16 protein-coding genes and 2 pseudogenes are annotated in these 24,602 nt (G+C 54.8%); 6 read left to right on the top strand and 12 right to left on the bottom strand.

Annotated elements, in window-relative coordinates; translation table 11 throughout:
- Positions 1-144: 144 nt before the first annotated feature.
- The 9 genes from ydcS to purL all read right to left on the bottom strand — a co-directional run bounded on the left by ydcS (position 145) and on the right by purL (position 14,677).
- Positions 145-1,290, bottom strand: coding sequence for a putative ABC transporter substrate-binding protein YdcS (gene ydcS / locus WG891_RS19520; protein ID WP_337264212.1), 1,146 nt, complete (start codon positions 1,288-1,290; stop codon positions 145-147).
- Between the two features lie 56 nt (positions 1,291-1,346).
- Entirely contained in the window at positions 1,347-2,810 is a 1,464-nt protein-coding gene (locus WG891_RS19515) for a gamma-aminobutyraldehyde dehydrogenase (protein ID WP_337264211.1), read from the bottom strand.
- A 113-nt stretch (positions 2,811-2,923) separates the two neighbouring features.
- Positions 2,924-3,847: a LysR substrate-binding domain-containing protein gene (locus WG891_RS19510; protein WP_337264210.1), complete on the bottom strand. Its 924-nt coding sequence runs from the start codon at positions 3,845-3,847 to the stop codon at positions 2,924-2,926.
- Positions 3,848-4,130: 283 nt separating this feature from the next.
- Positions 4,131-4,469, bottom strand: a complete 339-nt coding sequence (glnB, locus tag WG891_RS19505) for a nitrogen regulatory protein P-II (protein ID WP_004847623.1) — start codon at positions 4,467-4,469, stop codon at positions 4,131-4,133.
- Between the two features lie 13 nt (positions 4,470-4,482).
- Positions 4,483-6,105 (bottom strand): NAD+ synthase, encoded by a 1,623-nt coding sequence (locus tag WG891_RS19500; protein ID WP_337264209.1) that lies wholly within the window; start codon positions 6,103-6,105, stop codon positions 4,483-4,485.
- Between the two features lie 121 nt (positions 6,106-6,226).
- Positions 6,227-7,564 carry a two-component system response regulator GlrR gene (gene glrR, locus WG891_RS19495; RefSeq protein WP_076942732.1) on the bottom strand — a complete coding sequence of 446 codons (1,338 nt, stop codon included), beginning with the start codon at positions 7,562-7,564 and terminating at the stop codon, positions 6,227-6,229.
- Complete coding sequence (gene qseG, locus WG891_RS19490) at positions 7,561-8,445, bottom strand: two-component system QseEF-associated lipoprotein QseG (RefSeq protein ID WP_337264208.1); 885 nt, start codon at positions 8,443-8,445, stop codon at positions 7,561-7,563. Before qseG ends, glrR begins: the two co-directional genes overlap by 4 nt.
- A gap of 3 nt (positions 8,446-8,448) precedes the next feature.
- Positions 8,449-9,885 (bottom strand): sensor histidine kinase, encoded by a 1,437-nt coding sequence (locus WG891_RS19485; RefSeq protein WP_076942730.1) that lies wholly within the window; start codon positions 9,883-9,885, stop codon positions 8,449-8,451.
- A 901-nt stretch (positions 9,886-10,786) separates the two neighbouring features.
- Positions 10,787-14,677: a phosphoribosylformylglycinamidine synthase gene (purL, locus tag WG891_RS19480; RefSeq protein ID WP_337264207.1), complete on the bottom strand. Its 3,891-nt coding sequence runs from the start codon at positions 14,675-14,677 to the stop codon at positions 10,787-10,789.
- A 276-nt stretch (positions 14,678-14,953) separates the two neighbouring features.
- On the opposite strand from purL, the gene mltF reads away from it, so the two are divergent.
- A complete protein-coding gene (mltF, locus tag WG891_RS19475; RefSeq protein ID WP_337264206.1) occupies positions 14,954-16,414 on the top strand; it encodes a membrane-bound lytic murein transglycosylase MltF in 1,461 nt (486 codons plus the stop codon).
- Here the strand turns inward: mltF and tadA are convergent, their stop codons facing one another.
- A complete protein-coding gene (gene tadA / locus WG891_RS19470) occupies positions 16,415-16,921 on the bottom strand; it encodes a tRNA adenosine(34) deaminase TadA (RefSeq protein WP_076942727.1) in 507 nt (168 codons plus the stop codon).
- A 254-nt stretch (positions 16,922-17,175) separates the two neighbouring features.
- On the opposite strand from tadA, the gene WG891_RS19465 reads away from it, so the two are divergent.
- The 4 genes and pseudogenes from WG891_RS19465 (at position 17,176) to WG891_RS19450 (ending at position 21,895) form a co-directional block, all read left to right on the top strand.
- Positions 17,176-18,507, top strand: a complete 1,332-nt coding sequence (locus tag WG891_RS19465) for a vWA domain-containing protein (protein WP_443006194.1) — start codon at positions 17,176-17,178, stop codon at positions 18,505-18,507.
- 55 nt (positions 18,508-18,562) lie between these two features.
- A pseudogene (locus WG891_RS19460) lies at positions 18,563-20,106 on the top strand (sensor histidine kinase).
- A complete protein-coding gene (locus WG891_RS19455; protein WP_076942724.1) occupies positions 20,103-20,792 on the top strand; it encodes a response regulator transcription factor in 690 nt (229 codons plus the stop codon). The pseudogene WG891_RS19460 and the gene WG891_RS19455 overlap by 4 nt, the downstream one beginning before the upstream one ends.
- Positions 20,793-20,842: 50 nt before the next feature.
- A pseudogene (locus WG891_RS19450) lies at positions 20,843-21,895 on the top strand (DUF2157 domain-containing protein).
- A 55-nt stretch (positions 21,896-21,950) separates the two neighbouring features.
- Here WG891_RS19450 and yfhb read toward each other — a convergent pair.
- Together yfhb and murQ are read right to left on the bottom strand one after the other, a co-directional pair.
- Positions 21,951-22,592 carry a phosphatidylglycerophosphatase C gene (gene yfhb, locus WG891_RS19445; protein WP_422066806.1) on the bottom strand — a complete coding sequence of 214 codons (642 nt, stop codon included), beginning with the start codon at positions 22,590-22,592 and terminating at the stop codon, positions 21,951-21,953.
- A gap of 40 nt (positions 22,593-22,632) precedes the next feature.
- The gene (gene murQ / locus WG891_RS19440; RefSeq protein WP_076942721.1) at positions 22,633-23,526 is read right to left on the bottom strand and encodes an N-acetylmuramic acid 6-phosphate etherase; all 894 of its coding nucleotides are present in this window, start codon (positions 23,524-23,526) and stop codon (positions 22,633-22,635) included.
- A 220-nt stretch (positions 23,527-23,746) separates the two neighbouring features.
- Between murQ and WG891_RS19435 the strand changes: the two genes are divergently transcribed.
- Entirely contained in the window at positions 23,747-24,598 is an 852-nt protein-coding gene (locus WG891_RS19435; RefSeq protein ID WP_337264205.1) for a MurR/RpiR family transcriptional regulator, read from the top strand.
- Positions 24,599-24,602 lie beyond the last annotated feature (4 nt).

Below are 24,602 nucleotides of genomic sequence, written 5' to 3'. Positions count from 1 at the left end.
CGCAATAAGCTCTCCCACGGGCTTGGTGTCCCAGAGGGCGTACGTGCTGCCACGCCGGGTAAGAACACGGTACAACCTATCTTTTTACATCAACTACAAACATACAAGGGGGCCGTTAGGCGATCGGAATAAGTAAGCTGATATTTATCTGCCGCCCATAATGGCGATATAGTCCTGCGTCCAACGGCTGTATGGCACAAATTTGCCGCCTTCTGACTGTGGTGTTTTCCAGAAAGCGATCTTGTCGAACTGGTTAAAGCCGTTGGTTTCACAGCCTTTATCACCGAGCAGAGCGCTGGCTTTACAGCCTGCCGGCACCGCAGGTAACGAACCAAACCAGGCGGCAACATCCCCTTGCACTTTCGGCTCCAGCGACCAGTTCATCCACTGATAGGCACAGCTTGGGTGTTTAGCTTCGGCGTGCAGCATGGTGGTATCCGCCCAGCCGGTCACCCCCTCTTTCGGGAAAACGGTGGCAATCGGCTGGCCTTCACCTTTCAGGGCATTAGCCTGATACGGCCAGGCACCGGAGGCAACGACCCCTTCGTTCTTGAAATCACTCATCTGGACTGAGGTATCGTGCCAATAACGGTGGATCAGCGCGTGCTGGCTGCGTAACAGCGTGAGTACCGCCTGATACTGTTCTTCGTTCAATTGGTAGGGATCGGTGATGCCCAGTTGCGGCTGGGTCGCCTTCAGGAACAGCGCCGCATCGGCGATATAAATTGGGCCATCGTAAGCCTGTACCCGGCCCTGGTTGGTTTTGCCATCCGGCAGATTTTGCTGCTGGAAGACGACCGCCCAACTGTCTGGCGGCGTCGGGAAGGTTTTGCTGTTATACATCAGCACGTTTGGCCCCCACTGATAAGGCGTACCATAGGTTTTACCCGCTACCCTATACCACGGGCCGTTCAGTAGGCGTGGATCGACGTTTTTCCAGTTGGGGATCAAAGTGGTATCAATTGGCTGCACGCGTTTGCCGAAGATCAGGCGCAATGACGCATCGCCGGAGGCGGTCACCAGGTCATAACCACCCTTAGCCATCAGGCTAACCATCTCATCGGAGGTGGCGGCGGTTTTCACGTTCACCTCACAGCCGGTTTGTTTCTCAAATTGGGTCACCCAATCGTAATTTTTATCCGACTGACCACGTTCGATATAACCAGGCCAGGCGATGATATCCACCCGCCCTTCGCCTTTGCCAAGCGGCTTATCGGCGGCCTGCGCCATGCCGCAAAGAACAGTGATACAGAGTGCGGAAACTGTGGTGACTGCGGTTGTTTTTCCCATCGTAATTACCCCTGTGTTGCGTATCGAAAAGTGGCTGATTTTTGCCAGGAGTGTGGCTAGAAGGTGGATTTAAATTTCGCCATCACATGCCTGACAACGCTGTAATCCTGTAATGAATCACTGGAAAGATCCTTACCGTAGCCAGAGCGTTTCAGGCCGCCGTGCGGCATTTCACTCGCCAAGGTAAAGTGGGTGTTGATCCAGGTGCTGCCGTATTGCAGATGCGCGGCGATGTGCAGCGCGCGATCGATGTTCTGCGTCCAGACCGAAGAGGCCAGCCCGTATTCAGAATCATTCGCCCAGCTCACGGCCTGTTCCAGCGTATCGAAGCGCGTAACGCTGACCACCGGGCCAAACACTTCACGTTGGACGATCTCGTCGCTTTGCAGGCAGCCTGCCAGCAAGGTGGGCTGGTAGTAGAAACCCGGGCCGGAATGGGCTGCCGCACCGGTAACCAGTTCGATATGCGGCTGGCTGAGGGCGCGTTCGACAAAGCTGGCCACGCGATCGCGCTGGCGGCTGCTGATCAACGGTCCAATCTCATTGTCTTCATCGCGCTTGCGGGCGAAACGCAGGCTAGCGACCGCTTCACCCAAGGCATCGACCAGCTTCTGGTAAATCCCCGCCTGCGCGTAGATCCGGCAAGCGGCGGTGCAATCTTGCCCGGCGTTGTAATAACCAAAAGTGCGGATGCTGCTGACCACCTCATCCAGATCGGCATCATCGCAGACGATCACCGGAGCTTTACCCCCCAACTCCAGATGAGTGCGTTTTACGCTTTTCACTGCCGCTTGCAGGATCTTCTGCCCGGTGACGATATCGCCGGTAACGGAAACCAGCCGCACCTGCGGATGGTTCACCAGATGGCTGCCCACCCCTTCGCCGCCGCCATAAACAATATTCAGCACCCCTGGCGGCAGGATCTCCTGCAGCGCAGGCACCAGCGCCAAAATAGTCAGCGGCGTATGTTCGGAAGGCTTGAATACCACGGTATTACCGGCAGCCAGCGCCGGAGCTATTTTCCAGGCGGCCATCATTAGCGGGTAATTCCAGGGGGCGATGGAAGCGACCACGCCAAGCGGATCGCGGCGAATCATTGAGGTGTGGCCGGCAATATATTCACCGGCCAACTGCCCCTGCTGGGTGCGCACGGCCCCGGCGAAGAAACGGAATACATCGATGGCCGCAGGTAGATCGTCGTTCAGCGCCTGATGGAAGGGTTTACCGCAGTTAAGCGCTTCGAGCCGTGCCAAACGTTCAGCTTGCTGTTCAATGGCATCGGCTATACGCAGCAGAATAGCCGCGCGAAAAGCGGGCGTAGTGCGTGACCAATGGGAAAAAGCCTGCTGTGCCGCAGCAACAGCGGCCCCTACCTGAACGGTAGAAGCCTCGGCAAGAGTAACCAGCGTTTCGCCGTTGGCAGGGTTAACGATCTGCTCATGATGGCCCTCGCCTTCTACCGAGTGGCCATTAATAAATTGCTGACAGGACAAACCTGAAACCTGATGCACATCTGCCATTGCGGATCGCCTTTTGTGACAAAAACGTTAATCAAGTGTGATTGTTTGGTTTTTATCAGACTAGGCGAGCGTACTGCGGACAACAAATTCTAAATACTGAAGGCAGCGTTCGATTAAATAGAATGCTTAAGACCTGCCACATTCATCTTGCTGTTCTCACGCGCAATAGTGAGGAATGGCGTTACCAGCTCCGGCCGGGCGCTGCCACGCCGCCATGCCAGGCCGATATCCAGCGGCTCCAGCAGGTCCACCAGCTTGCGCGCTTCGATCATATTACCCTCCAGCGACCAGGCGCGGTAAGCCATATCCGGTAGAATGGCAATTCCCATCCCCGCGGCCACCAGGCTGCGCACCGCCTCGGTGGAAGCCGTCTTCATTGCAATTTCCGGCTTAAGGCCGGCTCGCCCCCAAATCCGCCGGGCATGCACATCCATTTCGTCCACGTTAAGCTGGATCAGCGGCTGTTTAGCCACATCGGCTAAACCGATGCTGTCGTGCTCCAGTAACGGGTGCAACGGTGGCAGCCACAGGCGATACGGCGAATGCATCAGCACTTCGGTTTGCAATGCATCGCGATCTTCAATGTTTGACAGGATTAATACCCCAATATCTATCTCACCGCTCACCAGTAAATGTTCAATATACGGCCGTTCATCCTCAATTACCTGGATCGTTACGTTGGGATAAGCCGATTTGAAGCGCTTGAGCAGTTCCACCAGAAAATAACCGGCTACCAGGCTGGTGACGCCGATGGTCAGCTTGCCGTTCAGGCTTTCGGTGCCCAGTTGCAGGCTGCGCTTGGCGTTATCGACGGTAGCGAGGATCAGATAGGATTGACGCAAAAACTGATGGCCTTGGTGAGTCAGGTTCATCCCTTTGGCATGGCGCTCGAACAACCGGACGCCAATCTCGGTTTCCAACTGCTGGATCGCCAAGGTTAGCGAAGACTGCGAGACAAACACCGCCTGTGCAGCAGCGGAGATCGAGCCGGTTTCTGCCACGGCAATAAAGTGGCGGATTTGGCGTAACGTCATCATGGCAAACCACCTCGGTCAAAACGGTTGTTTTGAGTGTAGGTGCTTACCAGTCAGCTATCGGGAAAAGTGTGCGAAATGCGATAGCGTTCGCTTTTTTAGAATGGGATTGAAGTTCACGCTGAAAGTGCTCGGTAGCCAGACACCACTCTCTGAAGTTTGGGGCGTAGCGAGCGCATCCAGATTGAATGCGGCCAGCGCGCAGTGCCCCGGAGTGTACACGCAGTACACGAGGAGGCCGAGCACTGCCCAAGTTCAAGCTGGAAGTGCTCGGTAGCCAGACATCTTAAATCGCTTCTTCGTCTTGCTCGCCGGTACGGATACGCACCACTCGCGCTACGTCGAAGACAAAGATTTTACCGTCGCCGATTTTACCGGTCTGTGCAGTCTGCATGATGGTTTCTACGCAGGTATCAACGATATCGTCAGCAACCACGATTTCGATTTTGACCTTCGGCAGGAAGTCGACCATGTATTCTGCACCACGGTACAGTTCGGTATGGCCTTTCTGACGGCCAAAACCTTTCACTTCGGTCACGGTCATCCCGGTAATCCCAACTTCAGCCAGCGCTTCACGCACGTCATCCAGTTTGAACGGCTTGATAATAGCGTCGATTTTTTTCATCTTTATTCCTTAATTACCAATTTTGACGGCCAAAACCGGAGGTGATCGGGTAGCGGCGATCTTTACCAAAATTACGGGCGGTGATGCGCGGCCCGACGGCGGCCTGGCGGCGCTTGTATTCGTTGATATCCACCAAACGGATCACTTTACGCACAATGGCCTCTTCGAAACCTTCGGCCACCAGATCGGCGACGGACTTATCGCGTTCGACGTAGCCTTCGAGAATGGCATCCAGAATGTCATACGGCGGCAAACTGTCCTGATCGAGCTGATCCGGGGCCAGTTCGGCAGACGGCGGACGATCGATCACCCGCTGCGGGATCACGTAAGAGACCGTATTGCGATACTCAGACAGCTTGAACACCAGCGTTTTCGGCACGTCTTTCAGCACGTCAAAACCACCCGCCATATCACCATACAGCGTGGCATAGCCCACAGCCATCTCACTTTTGTTACCCGTGGTTAACACGATGCTGCGGCGTTTGTTAGACAGCGCCATCAGCACCACGCCACGGCAGCGTGCCTGCAGGTTCTCTTCAGTGGTGTCACGTTCGGTGCCAACAAACATTGGCGACAACTGGCCCATAAAGGCATCAAACATCGGCTCAATAGAGACGATGTCAAACTCAACGCCGAGGATTTCGGCTTCTTCTTTCGCATCGGCAATGCTGATATCCGCCGTGTAGCGGAATGGCATCATCAAGGCCTGCACCTTATCTTTACCCAATGCATCAACGGCAATCGCCAGCGTCAGCGCAGAGTCGATACCGCCGGATAGGCCCAGCACCGCACCTTTAAAACCGTTTTTGGTCACATAATCACGCACCGCCAGCACCAGCGCTTCATACACCTGCGCCAACTGCGGCTGTTCTGCCGCCGGGGCAGTCATCGGCACCACTTGCAGTTCATTGAACTCCAGCAGAGTGACCTGCTCAGCAAACGCTGCCAGGCGATGTGTCATATTGCCCGCGGCATCAAACACTTTTGAGCAGCCGTCAAAAATCAGCTCATCCTGCCCGCCGATCTGGTTGAGATACACCAACGGCAGGTTCGCGCGCTGGCAGTGCCCTGCCATCAGGGTTTTACGGATATAAGGCTTTTCACGGTTATACGGCGAAGCATTGATCGACAGCAGAATTTCCGCCCCTGCCGCTTTGGCCGCATCCACCGGCTCCGGGAACCACAGATCTTCGCAAATCAGCAGACCCAGGCGGTAACCTTTCAGATCCACCACGCAGCTTTTATCCCCGGCATGGAAGTAACGTTTTTCGTCGAACACACCGTAGTTTGGCAACTGCTGCTTGAAATAACGCGCCTGTAATTGCCCCGCGGAAAACAGCGACAGCGCGTTATACAGCTTGCCGTCTTCACGCCAGGGGTGCCCCACCAGGATCGCCACATCGGCCGATGCCTGCTGCAGGCGGTTTAGCTGGGTATCGCAGCGCTGGTAGAAATCGTCACGGTACAGCAGGTCTTCCGGCGGATACCCCGACAGTGCCAGTTCGGTGAACATGACCAGATCGGCTCCCGCCTTCTGCTGCTCTTGCACGGTTTGCAACATGCGTTCGCTGTTGCCTTCAATATCGCCCACTAGCAAATTCAACTGGGCCAACGCGATGGAAAGTGATCTGCTCATATCTCTCTAGTCTGCCATGCCACAACAAAAAACGGAGTTGATACCCATCATACTGCAAGTTGCAGGGGGTTCTTCCGGCTCGTTTGTTGAGAACCTGCACTAAGCAGGTTCAGGAAAAAAATCATTCTTTAAAATCGTTGGCGTCCAGTTCGTGGCGCGACAACAATTTATAGAATTCAGTACGGTTGCGGCCCGCCATGCGCGCGGCCTGGGTGACGTTGCCCTTGGTGATTTGCAGCAGTTTACGTAAATAGTGTAATTCAAACTGGTTACGCGCTTCGACAAAGGTCGGCAGAGCGGTATTTTCCCCTTCCAGGGCCTGCTCAACCAACGCTTCGCTGATCACCGGAGCCGACGTCAGTGCCACACACTGCTCGATAACGTTCACCAATTGGCGCACGTTACCCGGCCAACTGGCGGTCATCAGGCGTTTCATCGCATCGGAGGAGAAACTGCGCACAAAAGGTTTGTGGCGCTGCGCCGACTCACGCAGCAGATGGTTAGCCAACAACGGAATATCTTCTGCCCGCTCATTCAGCGCTGGGATCTTCAGGTTAACGACGTTCAGGCGGTAGTAGAGATCTTCGCGGAACTCGTTTTTCGCCATCGCTTTCGGCAGATCGCGGTGGGTAGCGGAGATGATACGCACGTCGATGTCCAGATCGCGGTTACTGCCCAGTGGGCGCACCTTGCGTTCCTGCAACACACGCAACAATTTCACCTGGAGCGAAAGCGGCATATCGCCAATCTCGTCCAGGAACAGCGTGCCGCCAGCGGCAGCCTGGAATAACCCCTCACGGCTGCTCACCGCACCGGTGAACGCGCCTTTGGCATGCCCAAACAGTTCGGACTCCAGCAGTTGCTCTGGCAATGCGCCACAGTTGATGGCTATAAAGGCTTTTTTCGCCCGCGGGCTGGCACCATGAATCGCCTGCGCCAGCACTTCCTTGCCGGTACCACTCTGGCCGTTAATTAGCACGCTGACATCTGACTGTGCCACCATCTTGGCCTGCTCCAGCAGACGCAGCATGATTGGGCTACGGGTGACAAAGTCTTCACGCCAGCTTTCATCGCCCGCCGGTATCGACAGCGACAGCGCATCATCAATCGCTTTATACAGTGCATCGCGATCAACCGGCTTGGTCAGGAAGCTGAATACTCCTTGCTGGGTTGCGGCAACCGCATCCGGGATCGAACCATGAGCGGTAAGAATGATCACCGGCATTCCCGGCTGATATTTCTGGATTTCAGCGAACAACGCCATGCCGTCCATTTCATCCATCCGCAAATCGCTGATGACCAGGTCGATCTTTTCACGCGCCAGCAGGCGCAGAGCCTCCTGGCCGCTGGCGGCAGTAATGACGTGAAAACCTTCGCTGGTCAGGCGCATCCCCAGCAGCTTGAGCAAGCTGGGATCGTCGTCAACCAACAGAAGATTGGCCGGTTTGCGAGCTGTCATTGCGCTTTAGGCTCCTTATGAGCGGGTGGCGGTACGTCGGTGTCTTCCGGCTCCACGGGCACAGCGGTGCCTTTTTCTGCCGCAGGAGCAGATTCTGGTTCAGCTTCTTTGGCTTTGGCTGGCGCTGTTCCTTTGCCAGCAGCATCCGCTTTTGGCTGCACAGTGCTGCTTTCAGGGATTTCACCCTGCATTTGCTTACGCGAAGAAAGCTGACGTTCGATATCGGTCAGATTTTCCAGCTTGCGCGACGTCTCCTGCAGTTGGCTCTGCAAATGCGCCTGACTCTGGCGCAGCATGTCGATCTGGCTGTCTGAGCTTTCCTGCAGGCTCTGATAGCGGGCCCGTTCGTCAAACAGTGAGACCTGCAAGACCTGCTGCTCACGCCACAGCTGTAGCAAAGGGCGCAATGAGCTTGGGAATTCAAGACGATAGCTATTCAGACGATCGATGATCTGACGGCGTTCTGCCGAGGTCGGTTCGGCACTGCCCAACAGAATACTTTGCTTGAAAACACCTTGCCAGTTGCTGCCTGGCAACGTTTTCGCCAATGCCCGGGCCTGAGTGGAACCGATACGATCGGCACAGTCCATCACTCGCAGCCAGTAAAGAGGGTTTTCCAACACCTCTTTTTCATCAAGCGGTAACAGGGTTTCACAAGGTGCAATGCGGTAGTCCACCACTTTGGTGTCTGGAATGGACTCCTGTTGCTGCTGAGTCAAACCACTGCTGACGGCGCGCTCGGCACATCCGGTCAGCAGAAACGGGGCCAAAAGGATCGGGCCCAGGAAAGAAAGAGAGCGCTTGCCGAGCGGTGCACGTTGAGAAACACGTGGTGAACCTTCGGTCTGCGGTAAACTGGCGCGTTTAGACCATGTGTACATTATTTATTCATTCTCGGCGGTTAATGGCAATTCAATTCGGAAACAGACATCAGCGTCAGCAACGTTGACCAGTTTCAATTCTCCGCGCATACGGCGAATACAATCCTGAGCGATGCTCAGCCCCAGCCCGCTTCCTTTTACCGCCCCTTTTCGCTGGTGACTACCTTGGAAAAAAGGCTCAAAAATCATGGCATGTTCCGTTTCGGGGATTGGCGTACCGCTATTGGCGACGTCAATCTGCACCCGTTGCCCAACCTGGCGGCTGCGGATCCAAATGTTACCGGATTCCTCGCCGTAGTGCACCGCATTGGAGTAGAGATTATCCAGGACACGCATTAATAGCGTAGGCTGTGCCCAGCAGATCTCAGCCTCAAGCTTCACTTCGGTGCGAATCATTTTGGCTCGCGCTGGCAAACTGTGGGCAGCAACGACCATGTCGACCAGTTCTTCCAGCTCAACATTCTCATGCTCTGATGGGCCATCGGCCAGTTTGCGGTTGTAATCCAGCAATTGTTCTATCAATTGCTGCAGGTGGCGGCTGCTTTGATTAAGGATCGCCACCACCTCTTTTTGATCGGGTGTCAGCGGGCCGGCGACCTCATCTGCCAGCAATTCGGTCCCTTCCCGCATACTGGCAAGCGGGGTTTTCAACTCATGGGAAATGTGGCGCAAAAACTCGTGCCGCTGCGATTCCAACCACGCCAGGCGTTCACTCAGCCAGATAATACGTTGCGCTAGCGAACGCAGTTCGCGCGGGCCTTTGAAGGATGCCGTCATACCAATCGGGCGCCCTTCTCCCAGGCGATTAATCATACGCTCGACCGCCTTGACCGGCCCGATAATCATGCGGGTAAATAGCACCACCAGTATCACGCTGACCAGAAACAGCAGCAGCGCCTGCCAGCCGAAAAACTGACCGCGTTCTGCGATCGCCTGTTGCAACTGTTGGCCACGGGAGAAGATAACGCTTCGGGTCGCCTGAACCATTTCTGCGTTGGAACGCGAAAACGACTCCAGCAGCAGTGAAGAGTCTTTATCCGGGCCACTGCTTTGGCATTTAATCGTGGCAAGCTGAGTGAGCAAGCCGCGCAATGTCTGGTAATAACGCTCGTCCGGCAGGATTGGTGCATGGGAATCGAGCATTTGGGAATATTGCTTGCGCTGATTCTGGTATAACCGCTCCAGCGTAGGATCGACCAGAACACAGTACTGGCGATAGCTGCGCTCCATCTCTAACGCCATGCTGGTCATGGCCTCACTGCGTCTGGCATCCACCAGCGTGGTACGGTTGATATCTGCCGCCTGCGCGCTGAGATGATCCAGGCTTTGATAGGCCTGGTAAGCCAGTACCAGCAAGGGTAACAGCACCAACAGAAACGCCATCAGCACCAACTGACGCAGCGAGCGCGGGAATAAACGCCATCTTTTCAAAGAAATCATCTCATTATCTTTAGTCTACCTTGATGCTAACTGACTCAGCGGAGAGAAAAAAGCCCGGTAAAGGATAATCCGCGATCTGGCACGCAAAGAGGAGCATTGAACGCAGCAGAAAGCCTGTTCACAAGAGGATATGCGGCGCATAAGCCGAAGGAAAAGAGTTGGGGAAGTTTTGCCAAGCGGATATTGCGTTGCTGTTATGACAGGGTGCACAAAGTATGATGGCAGCATGAATGCGGTTTCTGACATTGACGCTGGGGCAAAATGCCCCATCGCAATGAGATATGTGGATGCCCTTACGCCTCGTCCCCAGGTGATGTAGCACAAGGCTGGCATCGAATAGGACGAATAGCATCCATAAGTATCCGGAATTGATGAACACATCATCACAGGTGGATACAAGGCGGTGCCTCACTCAACGTGTCGTCCGATGTTTGATAAAGCCGCTTGCGCGTCTGTTATCGGTTTAGTTGGACGATAGGCACCATTTCTTTGGCATCATTCGGAGGCTTATGAGGCAGAATTCCGTCTAAATACGGGGCCGTCATAAAAAGTTGAATGAGCAACTGAACAATATAATGCACCAGTCGTGCCAACTTTTAATAAAACTTATTAAGTACATGATATTTATAAAATATTAATTTAAACCCTGTGCAAATCTATCAATCTGCGTGATACACAGTGAGTCATAATCCATCGTACCGTCGCCAAATACCGACAACTTATCCTCATAAATCCACACCATAATAAAATCAATAATTTAAATGTCTCTTTTTAGAGACACCCAATGTGGCGTTTGTCGCAAAAAACCGACACGCCACATAACCTATTAAAATATAAGGCAATAAAAAGGGCGCAATACTTTGCGCCCCCAGTCAATTACGCCTCAAGCGAACGGAATCAATCAACCCAGTTGTTTACGCGCGTTGCGGAACATGCGCATCCATGGACTATCTTCCCCCCATTCTTCCGGGTGCCAGGAGTTGCTGACCGTGCGGAATACCCGTTCCGGGTGCGGCATCATGACGGTGGCTCGGCCATCGCTGCTGGTCACGGCTGTGATCCCGTTTGGCGAACCGTTCGGGTTTGCTGGATACGCTTCGGTGACCTGACCGGCATTATCCACAAAACGCAGAGCCACCAGGCCATGTTGCTCCAGCGCCGCCAGGTGTGCCAAGTCACGCACCTCCACATGGCCTTCGCCATGAGAAACAGCGATTGGCATACGTGAACCCGCCATTCCCTGCATAAACAGAGATGGGCTGGCAGCCACTTCGACCAGGCTGAAACGGGCTTCAAAACGATCAGACAGGTTACGCACAAAGCGCGGCCAATGTTCAGCCCCTGGGATCAGTTCACGCAGGTTAGACATCATCTGGCAGCCGTTGCAAACGCCCAATGCCAAGGTATCTGGCCGATGGAAGAACGCGGCAAACTGATCGCGCACGCGCTGATTGAACAGAATCGATTTCGCCCAGCCTTCACCGGCACCCAGCACGTCACCGTAAGAGAAACCGCCGCAGGCGACCAGCGTGTGGAAGCCCTGCAGATCGCGTTGCCCTGCCAGCAGATCGCTCATATGCACATCGACTGCGTCAAAACCGGCACGGTGGAATGCCGCCGCCATCTCAACATGAGAGTTAACGCCCTGTTCACGCAGCACCGCCACTTTCGGACGCGAGCCCTTGGCGATATAAGGTGCGGCAATGTCTTCATCTGGTGCAAAAGTCAGCTTAACGTTCAGACCCGGATCGCGTTCGTCCTGCTTGGCCTGATGCTCCTGATCGGCACACTCAGGGTTATCACGCAGGCGCTGCATCTGCCAGGTGGTTTCAGCCCACCAGGTGCGCAGCGTATTACGGCTTTCGCTATATACCGGTTTGCCTGCGCAGTTGATCTCAAAGCGATCGCCACTCTGCACGCTGCCAATGTGGTGCACATTGCCTGTCAGGCCATGAGCGGCAAATACCTGCTGCACGGCGGCCAAATGCACGGCGGAAACCTGAATCACCGCCCCCAGTTCCTCGTTGAACAAGGCCGCCAGCACATCGTCGCCCAATGCCTGAATATCGACATTGACGCCACAGTGCCCCGCAAAAGCCATTTCGGCCAACGTGACCAGCAAACCACCGTCGGAACGATCGTGATAAGCCAGCAACGCGCGATCCGCTACCAGTTGCTGCATCGCGTTAAAGAAACCGGCCAATTGTTCAACGTTACGCACATCGGCAGGTTTGTCGCCCAGTTGACGATAAACCTGTGCCAGAGCCGTGGCCCCCAGCGCGTTGTGGCCATTACCCAAGTCGATCAGTAACAGCGCGGTGTCGCCCTTGTCAGTACGCAGCTGCGGCGTAACGGTGTGGCGCACGTCTTCAACACGAGCAAAAGCGGTGATCACCAGCGAAAGCGGTGACGTCATCTCGCGCTGCTCATTACCTTCCTGCCAGCGGGTTTTCATCGACATCGAATCTTTGCCCACCGGAATGGTGATACCTAACGCCGGACACAGTTCTTCACCTACGGCTTTTACCGCGGCGTACAGGCCAGCATCTTCACCAGGGTGGCCCGCTGCCGCCATCCAGTTAGCGGAAAGCTTCACGCGCTTCAGCGAACCGATTTCGGTCGCTGCCAGGTTGGTCAGCGCTTCCCCCACTGCCAGGCGAGCAGAGGCAGCAAAATCCAGCAACGCCACCGGCGCACGTTCACCGATCGACATGGCTTCGCCATAGTAACTGTCCAGGCTGGCGGTAGTAACTGCGCAGTCGGCCACCGGGATCTGCCATGGGCCAACCATCTGGTCACGCGCCACCATACCGGTCACGGTACGGTCACCAATGGTGATCAGAAAGGTTTTCTCCGCCACGGCAGGCAGGTGCAGAACGCGTTTCACCGCATCGGCCAGAGTGATTTCGGCACGCTGCAACGCTTCGCCTTGCGCCTGTTGGCTCTGGACGTCACGCGTCATTTTTGGCGTTTTACCCAACAACACCTCCAGCGGCATATCAATCGGCTGATTGTCAAAATGACGATCGTTCAGCGTCAGGTGCCGTTCTTCTGTGGCTTCACCAATCACCGCATAAGGCGCGCGCTCGCGGCGGCAGATAGCATCGAACTGCGCCATCTGTTCGGGGGCCACCGCCAGCACATAGCGTTCCTGCGATTCGTTACACCACACTTCGAGCGGGCTCATCCCCGGCTCATCATTGAGAATGTCACGCAGTTCAAAACGGCCACCGCGGCCACCGTCGCTGACCAGCTCCGGCATCGCATTCGACAGGCCACCGGCCCCGACATCGTGGATAAACAGAATCGGGTTGTGATCGCCCAACTGCCAACAGCGATCGATCACCTCCTGGCAGCGGCGCTCCATTTCAGGGTTGTCACGCTGTACCGACGCAAAATCCAGATCGGCATCAGACTGGCCAGAAGCCATAGAGGATGCCGCGCCGCCACCCAAACCGATATTCATCGCCGGGCCGCCCAACACCACCAGTTTGGCCCCCACGGTGATTTCGCCCTTCTGCACGTGATCGGCACGGATGTTACCCAGCCCCCCTGCCAACATGATCGGCTTGTGGTAACCCCGCAGTTCAACTCCGTTGTGGCTGTTAACGCGCTCTTCATAAGTACGGAAGTAACCCACCAGCGCCGGGCGGCCAAATTCGTTGTTGAACGCAGCGCCCCCCAGCGGGCCTTCGGTCATGATATCCAGCGCGGTGACGATGCGATCCGGTTTACCAAAATCCTGCTCCCACGGCTGTTCAAAACCTGGAATACGCAGGTTGGAGACCGAAAAGCCCACCAGACCGGCTTTTGGCTTCGCGCCACGGCCAGTAGCCCCTTCATCACGGATCTCGCCACCGGAACCGGTAGCGGCTCCCGGCCATGGAGAGATTGCCGTCGGGTGGTTGTGTGTTTCTACTTTCATCAGGATATGTGCGTCTTCCTGATGGTAGTCATAGAGGCCATTTTCCGCTGCGGCAAAGAAGCGGCCAACCTGCGAACCTTCCATCACGGCGGCGTTATCTTTATAGGCTGAAAGCACATAGTCCGGCGTCTGTTCGAAGGTATTCTTGATCATCTTGAACAGCGATTTGGGCTGCTGTTCGCCGTCGATGATCCAATCGGCGTTGAAAATCTTATGGCGGCAATGTTCGGAGTTGGCCTGCGCGAACATGTACAGCTCGATATCCGTCGGGTTGCGCCCCAAGCCGGTAAACGCATTCAGCAGGTAGTCGATCTCGTCCTGTGCCAGCGCCAGGCCAAGTTTGACGTTGGCCTGTTCCAGTGCGCTGCGGCCTTGGCCCAGCACGTCCACCGTCTGATAGGGAGCCGGTTGGTGATGAGAAAACAGTTTTTCAGCCTGCTGCAACTCGCTGAAGACAGTCTCCATCATGCGATCGTGCAACAACGCGGCCAGAGTCTGCCACTGGGCTTCATCGAGCGCAGGTGCAGTGACATAAAATGCCAAACCACGCTCAAGACGAATCACCTGGGCCAGACCACAGTTGTGCGCAATATCGGTGGCTTTGGAAGACCAGGGGGAAATGGTGCCAGGACGCGGCGTAACCAGCAGCAGGCGGCCTTCCGGGGCATGCTCAGCGAGAGAGGGGCCATACTTGAGCAGCCGCTGAAGCTTGGCATGTTCTTCAGCACTTAGCGGTGCGCTAACATCGGCAAAGTGGACGTATTCGGCGTAGATATCACTGACCGGGAGTTGAGCGTCCTGGCAGCGGGACAGCAGTTTGGTAATACGAAAAGCCGACAAAGCGGGCGAACCACGCAGTATTTCCATAATTAAAGTTCTCTCGTCTTCGAAGCAACTGATCTCAGCACTTCATTGGGCGCAACAGGGGAAAACGCGCGCCATTATAGAGAATCCGCACCGCCGACGAAACCGTTTGCGTAGCTATTATTGCGAAAAGCGCTTTCGCTATCGATTTACCATAACGTGTCAATAAAGTTGCACGCTGGCGTTTTGTTACGCAAAATGCCCCGACACTGGTGATTTAACCATGATAAATCCCGTGTTCCGGCTAACAGAAAGTGCGCATTTATTTGAGATAACTATTTGAAACTAATAAAAATAAATTACATTCTAATCGGTGTTGTCACCTTGCTTCTGGCACTGGCACTGTGGCCCAATATTACTTGGCGCGGTGGCCTAGGTGGCCAACTCGAAGCGATCAAAGCACGGGGAGAGTTGCGAGTCAGCACGCTGAACTCGCCGTTGACTTATTTCACCACCAAGCAGGGGCCGAGTGGCCTTGACTATGAGCTGGCCAAAAGCTTCGCCAACTATCTGGGGGTGAAACTGGTGGTCATCCCGCACCAGAACATCAACGATCTGTTTGACGATCTGGACGATGATAACGCCGATCTGCTGGCCGCAGGCCTGATCTACAACCCGGATCGCCTCAGCCGAGCCAGCACCGGCCCGGCCTACTATTCGGTTTCCCAACAGGTGGTTTACCGGCTCGGTAGCCCGCGGCCAAAAAACTTTGCCGAGATGAAAGGCAAGCTGGCGGTGGCCTCCGGCTCGGCACACGTCAGCACCTTGAAACAGCTCAAACAAAATAAATATCCCACCCTCAGTTGGGAAGCCTCGAGCGATCTCACCTCCAAGGAACTGCTGGAGCAGGTGGCCGACGGCAAACTGGATTACACCATCGGTGATTCTGTCACCATCGCTCTGCTGCAGCGTATTCATCCACAGTTAGCGGTAGCATTTGACGTCACCGACGAAGAACCGGTGACCTGGTACCTGAAACGCGGCAGCGATAACAGCCTGTATGCCGCCCTGCTGGACTTTTACAGCCAGAAGGTGGAAGACGGTACGCTAGCGCGGCTTGAAGAAAAATACCTGGGTCATGTGGGTAGCTTCGATTATGTTGATACCAAAACCTTCCTGTCAGCGATCGATTCAGTGCTGCCCAACTTCCGTTCATTGTTTGAAAAACATGCCAATGAGATCGACTGGAAACTGCTGGCAGCCATTGCTTATCAGGAATCCCACTGGAATCCGCAGGCAACCTCCCCTACCGGCGTGCGTGGGCTAATGATGCTGACGCGCGCCACCGCCGAAGGTTTAGGGGTGAATGATCGGCTCGATCCCGAAGAAAGCATTAAGGGCGGTGCTCTTTATCTGCAACGCCTGATGGAAAAAGTGCCCGACAGCGTACCGGAGGACGAACGCATCTGGTTCGCTCTGGCGGCTTATAACATGGGCTGGGGCCATATGTTGGATGCCCGCAAATTGACCAAGAATCAACAGGGCAATCCTGACCGCTGGGTGGATGTCAAACAGCGCCTGCCGATGCTCAGCCAGAAACGCTATTCCCCGTTGCTCACCTACGGCTATGCCCGTGGCCACGAAGCCTACAATTACGTGGAAAATATCCGCCGTTATCAGGTCAGCCTGGTGGGGTATTTACAGGAAAAGGAGAAGAAAGCGGCTCAAGACGCGGCGAAACAGGTTGCACTGGCGAACGGTTACCCGGCAGTTGAGGCAAAGTTGGCGCTGAACCATTGATTATTGTAGATCTTTCTCGATACGCTGTGCCTGCTTCAGCGCTTTTTTCTGCTCACGGCGCAGACGGAAGAAATGACTGAGCGTCGCGGCGCACTCCTCTGCCAACACGCCTGCAACGATCTCGACCTGATGATTCATTCCCGGGTGGCGCAAAATATCCACCAGCGACCCAGCGGCACCGGTTTTCTCATCCGCTGCACCGTACACCAGGCGGCGGATACGGCTGTGGATCATCGCCCCGGCACACATCACACAGGGCTCCAGCGTGACATAGAGGGTGGCGTTCAGCAGGCGATAGTTCTGCAAAACCGAGCCGCCTTGGCGCAGCGCCATGATCTCGGCGTGGGCAGTGGGATCGTGGCGGCCAATCGGCCGGTTCCAGCCTTCGCCAATCACCTGATTGTCCAGCACCAGCAGCGCGCCCACCGGCACTTCGCCCTCTTCCTGCGCACGCAGGGCCAGGCTTAACGCCTGCCGCATCCAGTATTCGTCACTATATTCATTCATTACATCAATCCTCGTGCGCTTTTTTGCGGCGGGCATTATACACAGTAGCCCTCTTTTAGCGCAGCGACGTAGCAACAAATCCTTCGGTAGTTCACTTGGGAGATCTGCCCCGCGTGCTTCATCTCAAAGGTCGACCTCACAGTAACTCGCTGTTTTACAAAAATTTGACAACTTTATACAGCGAACAGACAACTCGGCCCATGATAAAGTGAATAATCGCTGCACTACTCCCAGAGTCCTGCATAAGAGGCACTATCGTGAAAATAAAACAGGCAGCAACCCTATTAGCACTCTCTCTGCTCCCACTGTTTGGCCTGGCAAACGCGGCATCCCCGGTGGTCAGCGTTAAATCAGAACTCGCCGCTCCGATCATGCTGGTAGACAGTGAAGATAAAAACTATCTGAAGGTATCCCTGACCGGTTTCAATCTTGACAGTCAACGCCGCAGCCCTATCAACCTGGCACTGGTGATTGATCGCTCCACCTCTATGAGCGGCGATCGTATCGAAAAAGCCAGAGAAGCAGCGATTCTGGCGGTAAATATGCTTACCCCTACCGACACTCTGTCGGTCGTTGCCTACGATAACAGCGCCGAAGTGATCATCCCTGCGACCAAAGTCAGCAACAAACCCGCGCTGATCGCCAGTATTCAACGGCATATTCGCCCACAAGGCATGACCGCGCTGTTTGCCGGTGTCAGTAAAGGCATTGGTCAGGTGGATAAACACCTGAATCAAGAGCAAGTAAACCGTATTATTCTACTCTCTGATGGCCAGGCGAATACCGGCCCGACCTCGATCGGTGAACTTGCCGAGCTGGCGCGCATCGCGGCCAAGAAAGGCATCGCTATTACCACCATTGGGCTAGGCGATGACTATAACGAAGACTTAATGACCACCATCGCCGGTTACAGCGATGGTAACCACGCTTTTGTGGCCAACTCGGCCGATCTGGAAACCGCCTTTACCAAAGAGTTTCAGGACGTTATGTCGGTGGTGGCACAGGGTGTTGTCGTGCAGATCAAGACAGGCGACCGCGTAAAGCCAGTGCGCTTGCTGGGGCGCGATGGCGAGATCTCCGGCAATGTGGTTAACGTCAAACTGAATCAGCTTTATTCCAATCAGGAAAAATATGTCCTGCTGGAGGTGATGCCAGAAAAAGGCACGGACAATCAGCAAAAGAATCTGGCCGATGTCAACGTCAGCTACCTGAACCTCAGCAGTAAACGACAAGATCGGGTCAACGAACGAGTTACCGTCAGCTATAGCCGCTCGGCGGCAAAGGTCAGCGATGCCGTGCAACAGGAAGTCTTGGCCGAATCAGAGATCCAGAAAACCGCGCTGGCTAATGACGAAGCCATCCGGCTAATCGATGCAGGCCGCAAGGATGAAGCAAAGAAGGTGCTGGAATCCAACGCTTCCAAGCTGAGCGGGATGTCATTCTCCAGCCCGGCCGCGGAGAAAAAAGTCAGAGAAAGCACGGAGAAACAGCGCAGGTTAGCAGAGGACATTGACAGTAAAGAAGCCGCCACCTACCGTAAGGAGCTGAAAGAACAGAACTACAGCGTCAAACAACAGCAGAAGTAGGGATCAATTTTGCGCTGAGTCAGTAAACCGGCTCAGCGCCGCCATGGGATGGGTCATGAAGCCGTCAAAAAGTCTGTTTCTCTTTGCCTTCACTACGCTGCTGATCTGCGCGGCAATCGCCTACTTCGGCTATCGTACCCTGACTCACGAAGCCCTACTGCGCCATTATCAGAACCAGCGTCTGGCACAGAGCCATACCAGCCAGGTCAGCAGCTTCATTCAGGGGTTGCTGAAGCAGAATGCGGTGCATCTCAGCTCTGTCGCTACCTATATCTCGTTAGACAGCAAAGCACTTAATCAATTGATCGCCCAAGAGAGCAGTATCGATGCGCTCTTTGTGCTCGAGAAAAACCGGCTATTGTTCCCTAATACGCAGGCGGCGCTGACCGAGAAAGAAAAACCTGGCTCCAGGCGATCTCTCCTATCGTGCAGGATCCGAGTTTGCTCTACAGCCACTACTTTACCGACGAGCAAACCCGCCCAACCTCAGGTTGGTATCTGAGCCGTGAGCTTGGCGATCCGTTGCTGATTTACTGGCTGCAGCGCGGCAATCAGCTGATCGGATTCAAGTTTTCCTACGTTAAACTGCTGTCCGACGTGATTAACTCACTGGCGTTCGACTATGCACCGAACACCGTGCGGGTAACCGATGACGGCCGCCTGCTCTATCAGAGCGGTGATAGCGAATTGGCCAAAGGCCAGATGCCGTTGGACTCTCTGCGCCTGCCTTATCCGTTGAGCGCCTGGCAGATAGACTATTACGCCAAAATGCCTAACGGCTATTCCATCTATCTCTGGGGCGGCCTGCTGATTCTGTTACTGATCGCCCTCTTCGGGCTGGCAATGCTGTACCTGTACCGAGAATATACTCGCCAAGTGCGGCTCGCCCAGCAGCAGGTCAACTTTGTCGGCCAGGTTTCACACGAGTTGAAGACGCCGCTGACCAATATCTCCCTGTATGCGGAGATGCTGCAGGAGTTACAACAGGAAGAGAGCGCGCCGCGCTCCCCAAACCAGCGCTATCTGGAGGTTATCCTCAATGAAAGCCAGCGCCTGTCACGCCTGATCCAAAATATTCTCAGTTTTACCAAAGCCCCCAAAGTGCACTTGCAGGCGGTAGCGCTGAGCCCTGTGTTGAATACGATTTACCGCGCCTTTCTCCCCGCTTTCAATGCCAGGCAAATGGAACTGGTGCAACTCGTCCACGCCGAAATTCATCTCACTACGGACGTGGATCGCTTAACGCAGATAATCAGCAACTTTCTCAGCAACGCAGAAAAATACGCCGCACACGGTAAACGGGTGGAACTGATAGCCGAACAACGCGCTGACAGGGGGCTGATCAGGGTACGCGACTATGGGAGCGGCATCGCAGCGAAAGACCTGAAAGCCATTTTTCAACCTTTCTACCGGGTGAAAAGTAGCATTACCGAAGGTGTTTCCGGCACAGGAATTGGCCTGACGATTTCCAAGCAACTGGCGATCGGTTTGCAAGGGGAAATCTCTGTCACCAGCGGCCCAACCGGCAGTTGTTTTACCCTTTCTCTGCCGCTGGCTCTTGAGCCGCAAGCAATCATCGATAAGGAGTTGTGCAAGTGAAAATATTGATCGCCGAAGACGATGCTCACATCCGCAACGGGTTGATGGAAGTGCTGGCCCACGAAGGCTACCGCCCTATTGCGGCAGAAAATGGCACACAGGCGCTGGCCCTGTATCGGCAACAGCAACCAGACTTTATTATTCTCGACATCATGATGCCGGAACTGGATGGATATAAGGTATGTAAGGAGATCCGCAAGCACGATCAACAGATCCCCATTGTTTTCCTCTCGGCCAGAGATGAGGAGATTGACCGGGTGATCGGGTTGGAACTCGGCGCAGACGACTACATCAGTAAACCGTTCGGTATTCATGAGATGCGAGCCAGAATCAAAACTATCGCCCGCCGCTGCCTGCGTCAAACACCGGATGCAGAAGAAGACGCCAGCTTCCCGTTTGGCGATCTCATTGTTTTCCCTAACGAACTCTGTGCCATGCGCATGGAGCAACGTCTAGAACTGTCGCTGCGCGAAGTTAATATCCTGCGTTACCTGTATCAACATAAAAACCGGGTGGTGACCCGAGATATGCTGTTTGATGCCATCTGGGGATACGATCATTTACCCCAAAGCCGAACGCTTGATCAGCATATTTCCAAGTTGCGCAAGACCATTGAGCGAGATCCGCTCAATCCGGTGCTGGTGCGCACGGTGCACGGTATGGGTTATCGCTACCAATCAAGCTAGCTCAGCAGGTATATACTGGCAAAAACCGGTGTTATTCAAGGACGCAAAACATGAAACTCAGCAAGAAAAATGCCGTGGTGGTGCGCAAAGCGCTCAGCGGCTGGGTGGACGAGGGCACGCTCAGCGCTGAACAGCAGCAACATCTGCTGCAAAATATGCAGGTTCAGCCTTTTGACTGGCGCCGGCTGGCACGTTACGCGTTTCTTGCCGCACTAGCTTCGATCGTGATCTCCATCGTCAGCCTGTTTACCGACAGTTGGCTGTTGCAACAACTCAGCGAACTGTTCCGTTTCGATGCACCAGTGCGCATGGCGATCGCCGCCGTGCTGGCCGTTCTGGTCTATATCTGGGCGCTGCGCCGCCGTCTCCGTTATCCCGATAAACGCTACAGCAATGAAGCCATTCTGTTTATCGCCATTCTGCTCACCGCCTGCGCACTGTGGCAACTGGGTGTCTGGCTGGATAATGGCAGTGGGCGGGTCTCGGTGCTGCTGGTGCTGGCCGCGGTGCTGTACGGCGTTATCGGCTGGTTCAGCCGTTCCGGGCTGGTGTGATGGTTTGCCTTGCTGTCACTCGGCAACGCCTTTGGTGCCGAAACCGGTTATCTCTCCGGCTGGGGGGCCTACTGGCTGGGAATGAGTTATCCGATTCGCTTTATTGCCTTCGGCACGGTGTTGATTGCTGCGGCGCTGCTGCTGAACCCCCCGCTGGCCCAACGAGGCCTGGAGCGAGTTTCGCTGGCCATGGGGCTGCTGTATCTGTTTATCGCGCTGTGGATCCTGTCGATCTTCGGTAACTATGGCGATCTGGACAGCTGGTACAGCGTGCACCAGATCGAACTGCTGCACTGGAGCCTGCCGTTTGGCATTGTCGCCGCCGCAGCGATCTGGCTCGGGTTGAAAAATGACGACGGTATGCTGCGCGGATTTGGCCTGACCTTCCTCGGAATTAATCTGTACACCCGGTTTTTCGAGTTTTTCTGGGACAGTATGCCAAAGGCCATTTTCTTTATTGTGCTCGGGATAAGCCTGTGGGCATTGGGTCATTATGCAGAAAACATCTGGCGGCTGGGGCGCCAATCGCAGGATGCGACCGATGATTGATGTCACTCCTTGCCGAGGCTGTGCTCAAAAAGCACAGCCTCATCTTCCACCAGAGCTACTCCAACTGCTGTAACTCACCTTGCTTGCTGACACGCCAACGATGCTCGCAGAAGAACAGCAACGGGTTATCCTGTTTGCTATCGCTGTAGCCACTGTACAGTTTCAGCGGTGAACCGAGACGCCGTTCCAGTTGCAATACCTTTTCCCTTCCCAGACAACGCACCGTCAGTACCCAACCACCGTAACGACGAGTGATGCGGCTGCCGATCAAATGCACCCGTGGCAGAAAAGCCGAATCCTGATAGACCTGCTCCACCAACCGCTCTGGGGAACCGGTAATCAGCCATATTTGTGCATCGTGCTCGTCAAGATAGTGACGCAGGCGCATTTGTACCACCGGAAACGCGGTTACTTTCCGGCGAAAATCCGCGACAAAGCGTTGTTCCAGCGCCCCCAGCCTGGCCTCAGAGCGGCCACACGTCATCGCCCACAGCAATAGGCTAACCGGCCAGCGTGCGGCACGCCCACTGATCAACATGCCTACCCCAACCACGGGCAAAAGCGGCACCACCACCAGAAAATTCAGCGGCAAATGCCACAACAGGAAACGCAGAAAACTGCCGAGCATATCTTGCTGGTGCAACGTTCCATCGAGGTCAAAAAACACCGTGCGGCGAGCTTGTGGTTTATCGATCACATGTGGCTCCTTGAGATAGGCCAGCAATCAGAGCAACGCGCTAGCACGTCAAGGCTGCGCGCAAATACCCCTGATGCTGCTGTAAACGCTGTTGCGCCTCTACCGCCGTCACGTCGGCCAGAATCATCAGGATCGCAGGCTTTACCTCAAACTCGGTTTGGGCCAGCGCCTCTTCCGCCTGGCTGCGTACGGCACCGGTGGCTTCCATCACGATACGACAGGCACGATCGACCAGTTTGTCATTGGTGGCTTTCACATCCACCATCAGGTTCTGATAGACCTTGCCCAACTTGACCATCGCACCGGTAGAGATCATGTTCAGAACCAACTTCTGCGCAGTACCTGATTTCATACGGGTAGAGCCGGTCAGGGCTTCTGGCCCCACCACTGGCGAAATAGCCACCTGCGCTTCTTTGGCAATCGGCGAATCCGGGTTGCAGGAAATCGCCGCCGTTGGGCAGCCCACCTGACGCGCAAAACGCAGCGCGCCGATAACATAAGGCGTGCGCCCAGAGGCCGCCAGGCCAATCACCATATCATGTGCGGTCAGATTCAGCGCTTTCAGGTCGGCCTCACCGAGTGCGGCATCGTCTTCAGCGCCTTCTACCGCTTTAAACATCGCCCCCTGCCCACCGGCAATTAACCCTATCACCATGTCATGCGGCACCCCAAAGGTCGGCGGGCACTCGGAAGCATCCAGTATCCCCAACCGGCCGCTGGTCCCCGCGCCCAGGTAAATCAAACGTCCACCAGCCTGCAGAGCGGCAGCAGACAAATCCACTGCCTGAGCGATCTCCGGCAGCACTTTGGCAATGGCTTCCGGAACTTTACGATCTTCATTATTAAAGCAGATCATCATCTCAAGCGAGGACATCTCATCCAGCATCATGGTGGCGGGATTGCGGGTTTCTGATACTAATGCACCTAAATTCATTTCATCACCTTGAATTTTTAATTCATAAAATTAAATCAATATTTGAATATTTTATCAAATCAATGCGGTTATTGGCTATTTTAAAGGTGAAATCACAAAATTTTTCATTAAGTATTTCACTAGCAACGTGGCAAAATGCCTGCTGGCTCAAAGGAAAAGATCAGAAACTGTGGTTTTTCCGCCGACCGACGGCATCACCCCCATTATGGAATACAACCTGATGAGTACCCTTCTTCGCATTCGCCAGATGTACCCAACGCTGGCTCAAAATGACCGCAAACTGGCAGATTTTCTATTGCATAATGCCGAACAGGCACGCCATCTCAGTTCACAAAACCTGGCTCAACTGGCAGGCGTCAGCCAATCCAGCGTGGTCAAATTTGCTCAGAAAATGGGTTACAAAGGCTTCCCGGCATTAAAGCTGGCCTTGAGTGAAACCCTGGCACAACCGCAGACCGAACTCATCGTCACCGTCCATAATCAGATCCTCAGCAGTGATTCCCTTAAGACCGTGGGTGAAAAATTACTGGCTGAAAAACAGGCAGCCTTGCGGGCAACGCTGGATATCAACAGCGAACAACGGTTGAATACCGCTCTGGATATGCTGCGTTCAGCCCGGCGAGTGGTGCTGGTTGGGCTAGGGGCCTCTGGCCTGGTGGCGAAAGATCTGGCATTCAAGCTGCTGAAAATTGGCGTGATGGCGCTGGCGGAAGCGGATATGCATGTTCAGTTGGCCACCGTGCAGGCGTTAAGCCAAGAAGATCTCCTGCTGGCGATCTCGTTCAGTGGCGAACGGCGTGAGGTCAATCTGGCGGCAGAAGAAGCACGTATTGCCGGTGCACGGGTGTTGGCATTGACCAGTTTTTCACCTAATGGCTTGCAGCAACGCGCCGATCACTGCCTGTATACCATTGCCGAGGAACCCAATACCCGCAGTGCCGCCATCTCTTCCAGTACCGCACAGTTTGCTCTGACCGATTTGCTGTTTATGGCGCTGATCCAGCAGGATCTCGAACATGCCCGCGATCGGATCCGCCATAGTGAACAACTGGTGAAAAAACTCGGGAAATAGGCTG

Origin of the sequence: Serratia sp. MMO-28, assembly GCF_037199905.1 — a bacterium.
In the GTDB taxonomy this organism is placed as follows: Bacteria; Pseudomonadota; Gammaproteobacteria; order Enterobacterales; family Enterobacteriaceae; genus Chania; species Chania oryzae.
Note: the sequence above shows the minus strand (reverse complement) of the source record. Positions and strands in the feature narration are given on the sequence as shown.

What these genes read in the sequence shown, in the direction of transcription:
- ydcS (WP_337264212.1), bottom strand. Translation starts at nt 1,290, where the DNA reads ATGGGAAAAACAACCGCAGTCACCACAGTTTCCGCACTCTGTATCACT.
- WG891_RS19515 (WP_337264211.1), bottom strand. Translation starts at nt 2,810, where the DNA reads ATGGCAGATGTGCATCAGGTTTCAGGTTTGTCCTGTCAGCAATTTATT.
- WG891_RS19510 (WP_337264210.1), bottom strand. Translation starts at nt 3,847, where the DNA reads ATGATGACGTTACGCCAAATCCGCCACTTTATTGCCGTGGCAGAAACC.
- glnB (WP_004847623.1), bottom strand. Translation starts at nt 4,469, where the DNA reads ATGAAAAAAATCGACGCTATTATCAAGCCGTTCAAACTGGATGACGTG.
- WG891_RS19500 (WP_337264209.1), bottom strand. Translation starts at nt 6,105, where the DNA reads ATGAGCAGATCACTTTCCATCGCGTTGGCCCAGTTGAATTTGCTAGTG.
- glrR (WP_076942732.1), bottom strand. Translation starts at nt 7,564, where the DNA reads ATGACAGCTCGCAAACCGGCCAATCTTCTGTTGGTTGACGACGATCCC.
- qseG (WP_337264208.1), bottom strand. Translation starts at nt 8,445, where the DNA reads ATGTACACATGGTCTAAACGCGCCAGTTTACCGCAGACCGAAGGTTCA.
- WG891_RS19485 (WP_076942730.1), bottom strand. Translation starts at nt 9,885, where the DNA reads ATGATTTCTTTGAAAAGATGGCGTTTATTCCCGCGCTCGCTGCGTCAG.
- purL (WP_337264207.1), bottom strand. Translation starts at nt 14,677, where the DNA reads ATGGAAATACTGCGTGGTTCGCCCGCTTTGTCGGCTTTTCGTATTACC.
- tadA (WP_076942727.1), bottom strand. Translation starts at nt 16,921, where the DNA reads ATGAATGAATATAGTGACGAATACTGGATGCGGCAGGCGTTAAGCCTG.
- murQ (WP_076942721.1), bottom strand. Translation starts at nt 23,526, where the DNA reads ATGAATTTAGGTGCATTAGTATCAGAAACCCGCAATCCCGCCACCATG.
- WG891_RS19435 (WP_337264205.1), top strand. Translation starts at nt 23,747, where the DNA reads ATGAGTACCCTTCTTCGCATTCGCCAGATGTACCCAACGCTGGCTCAA.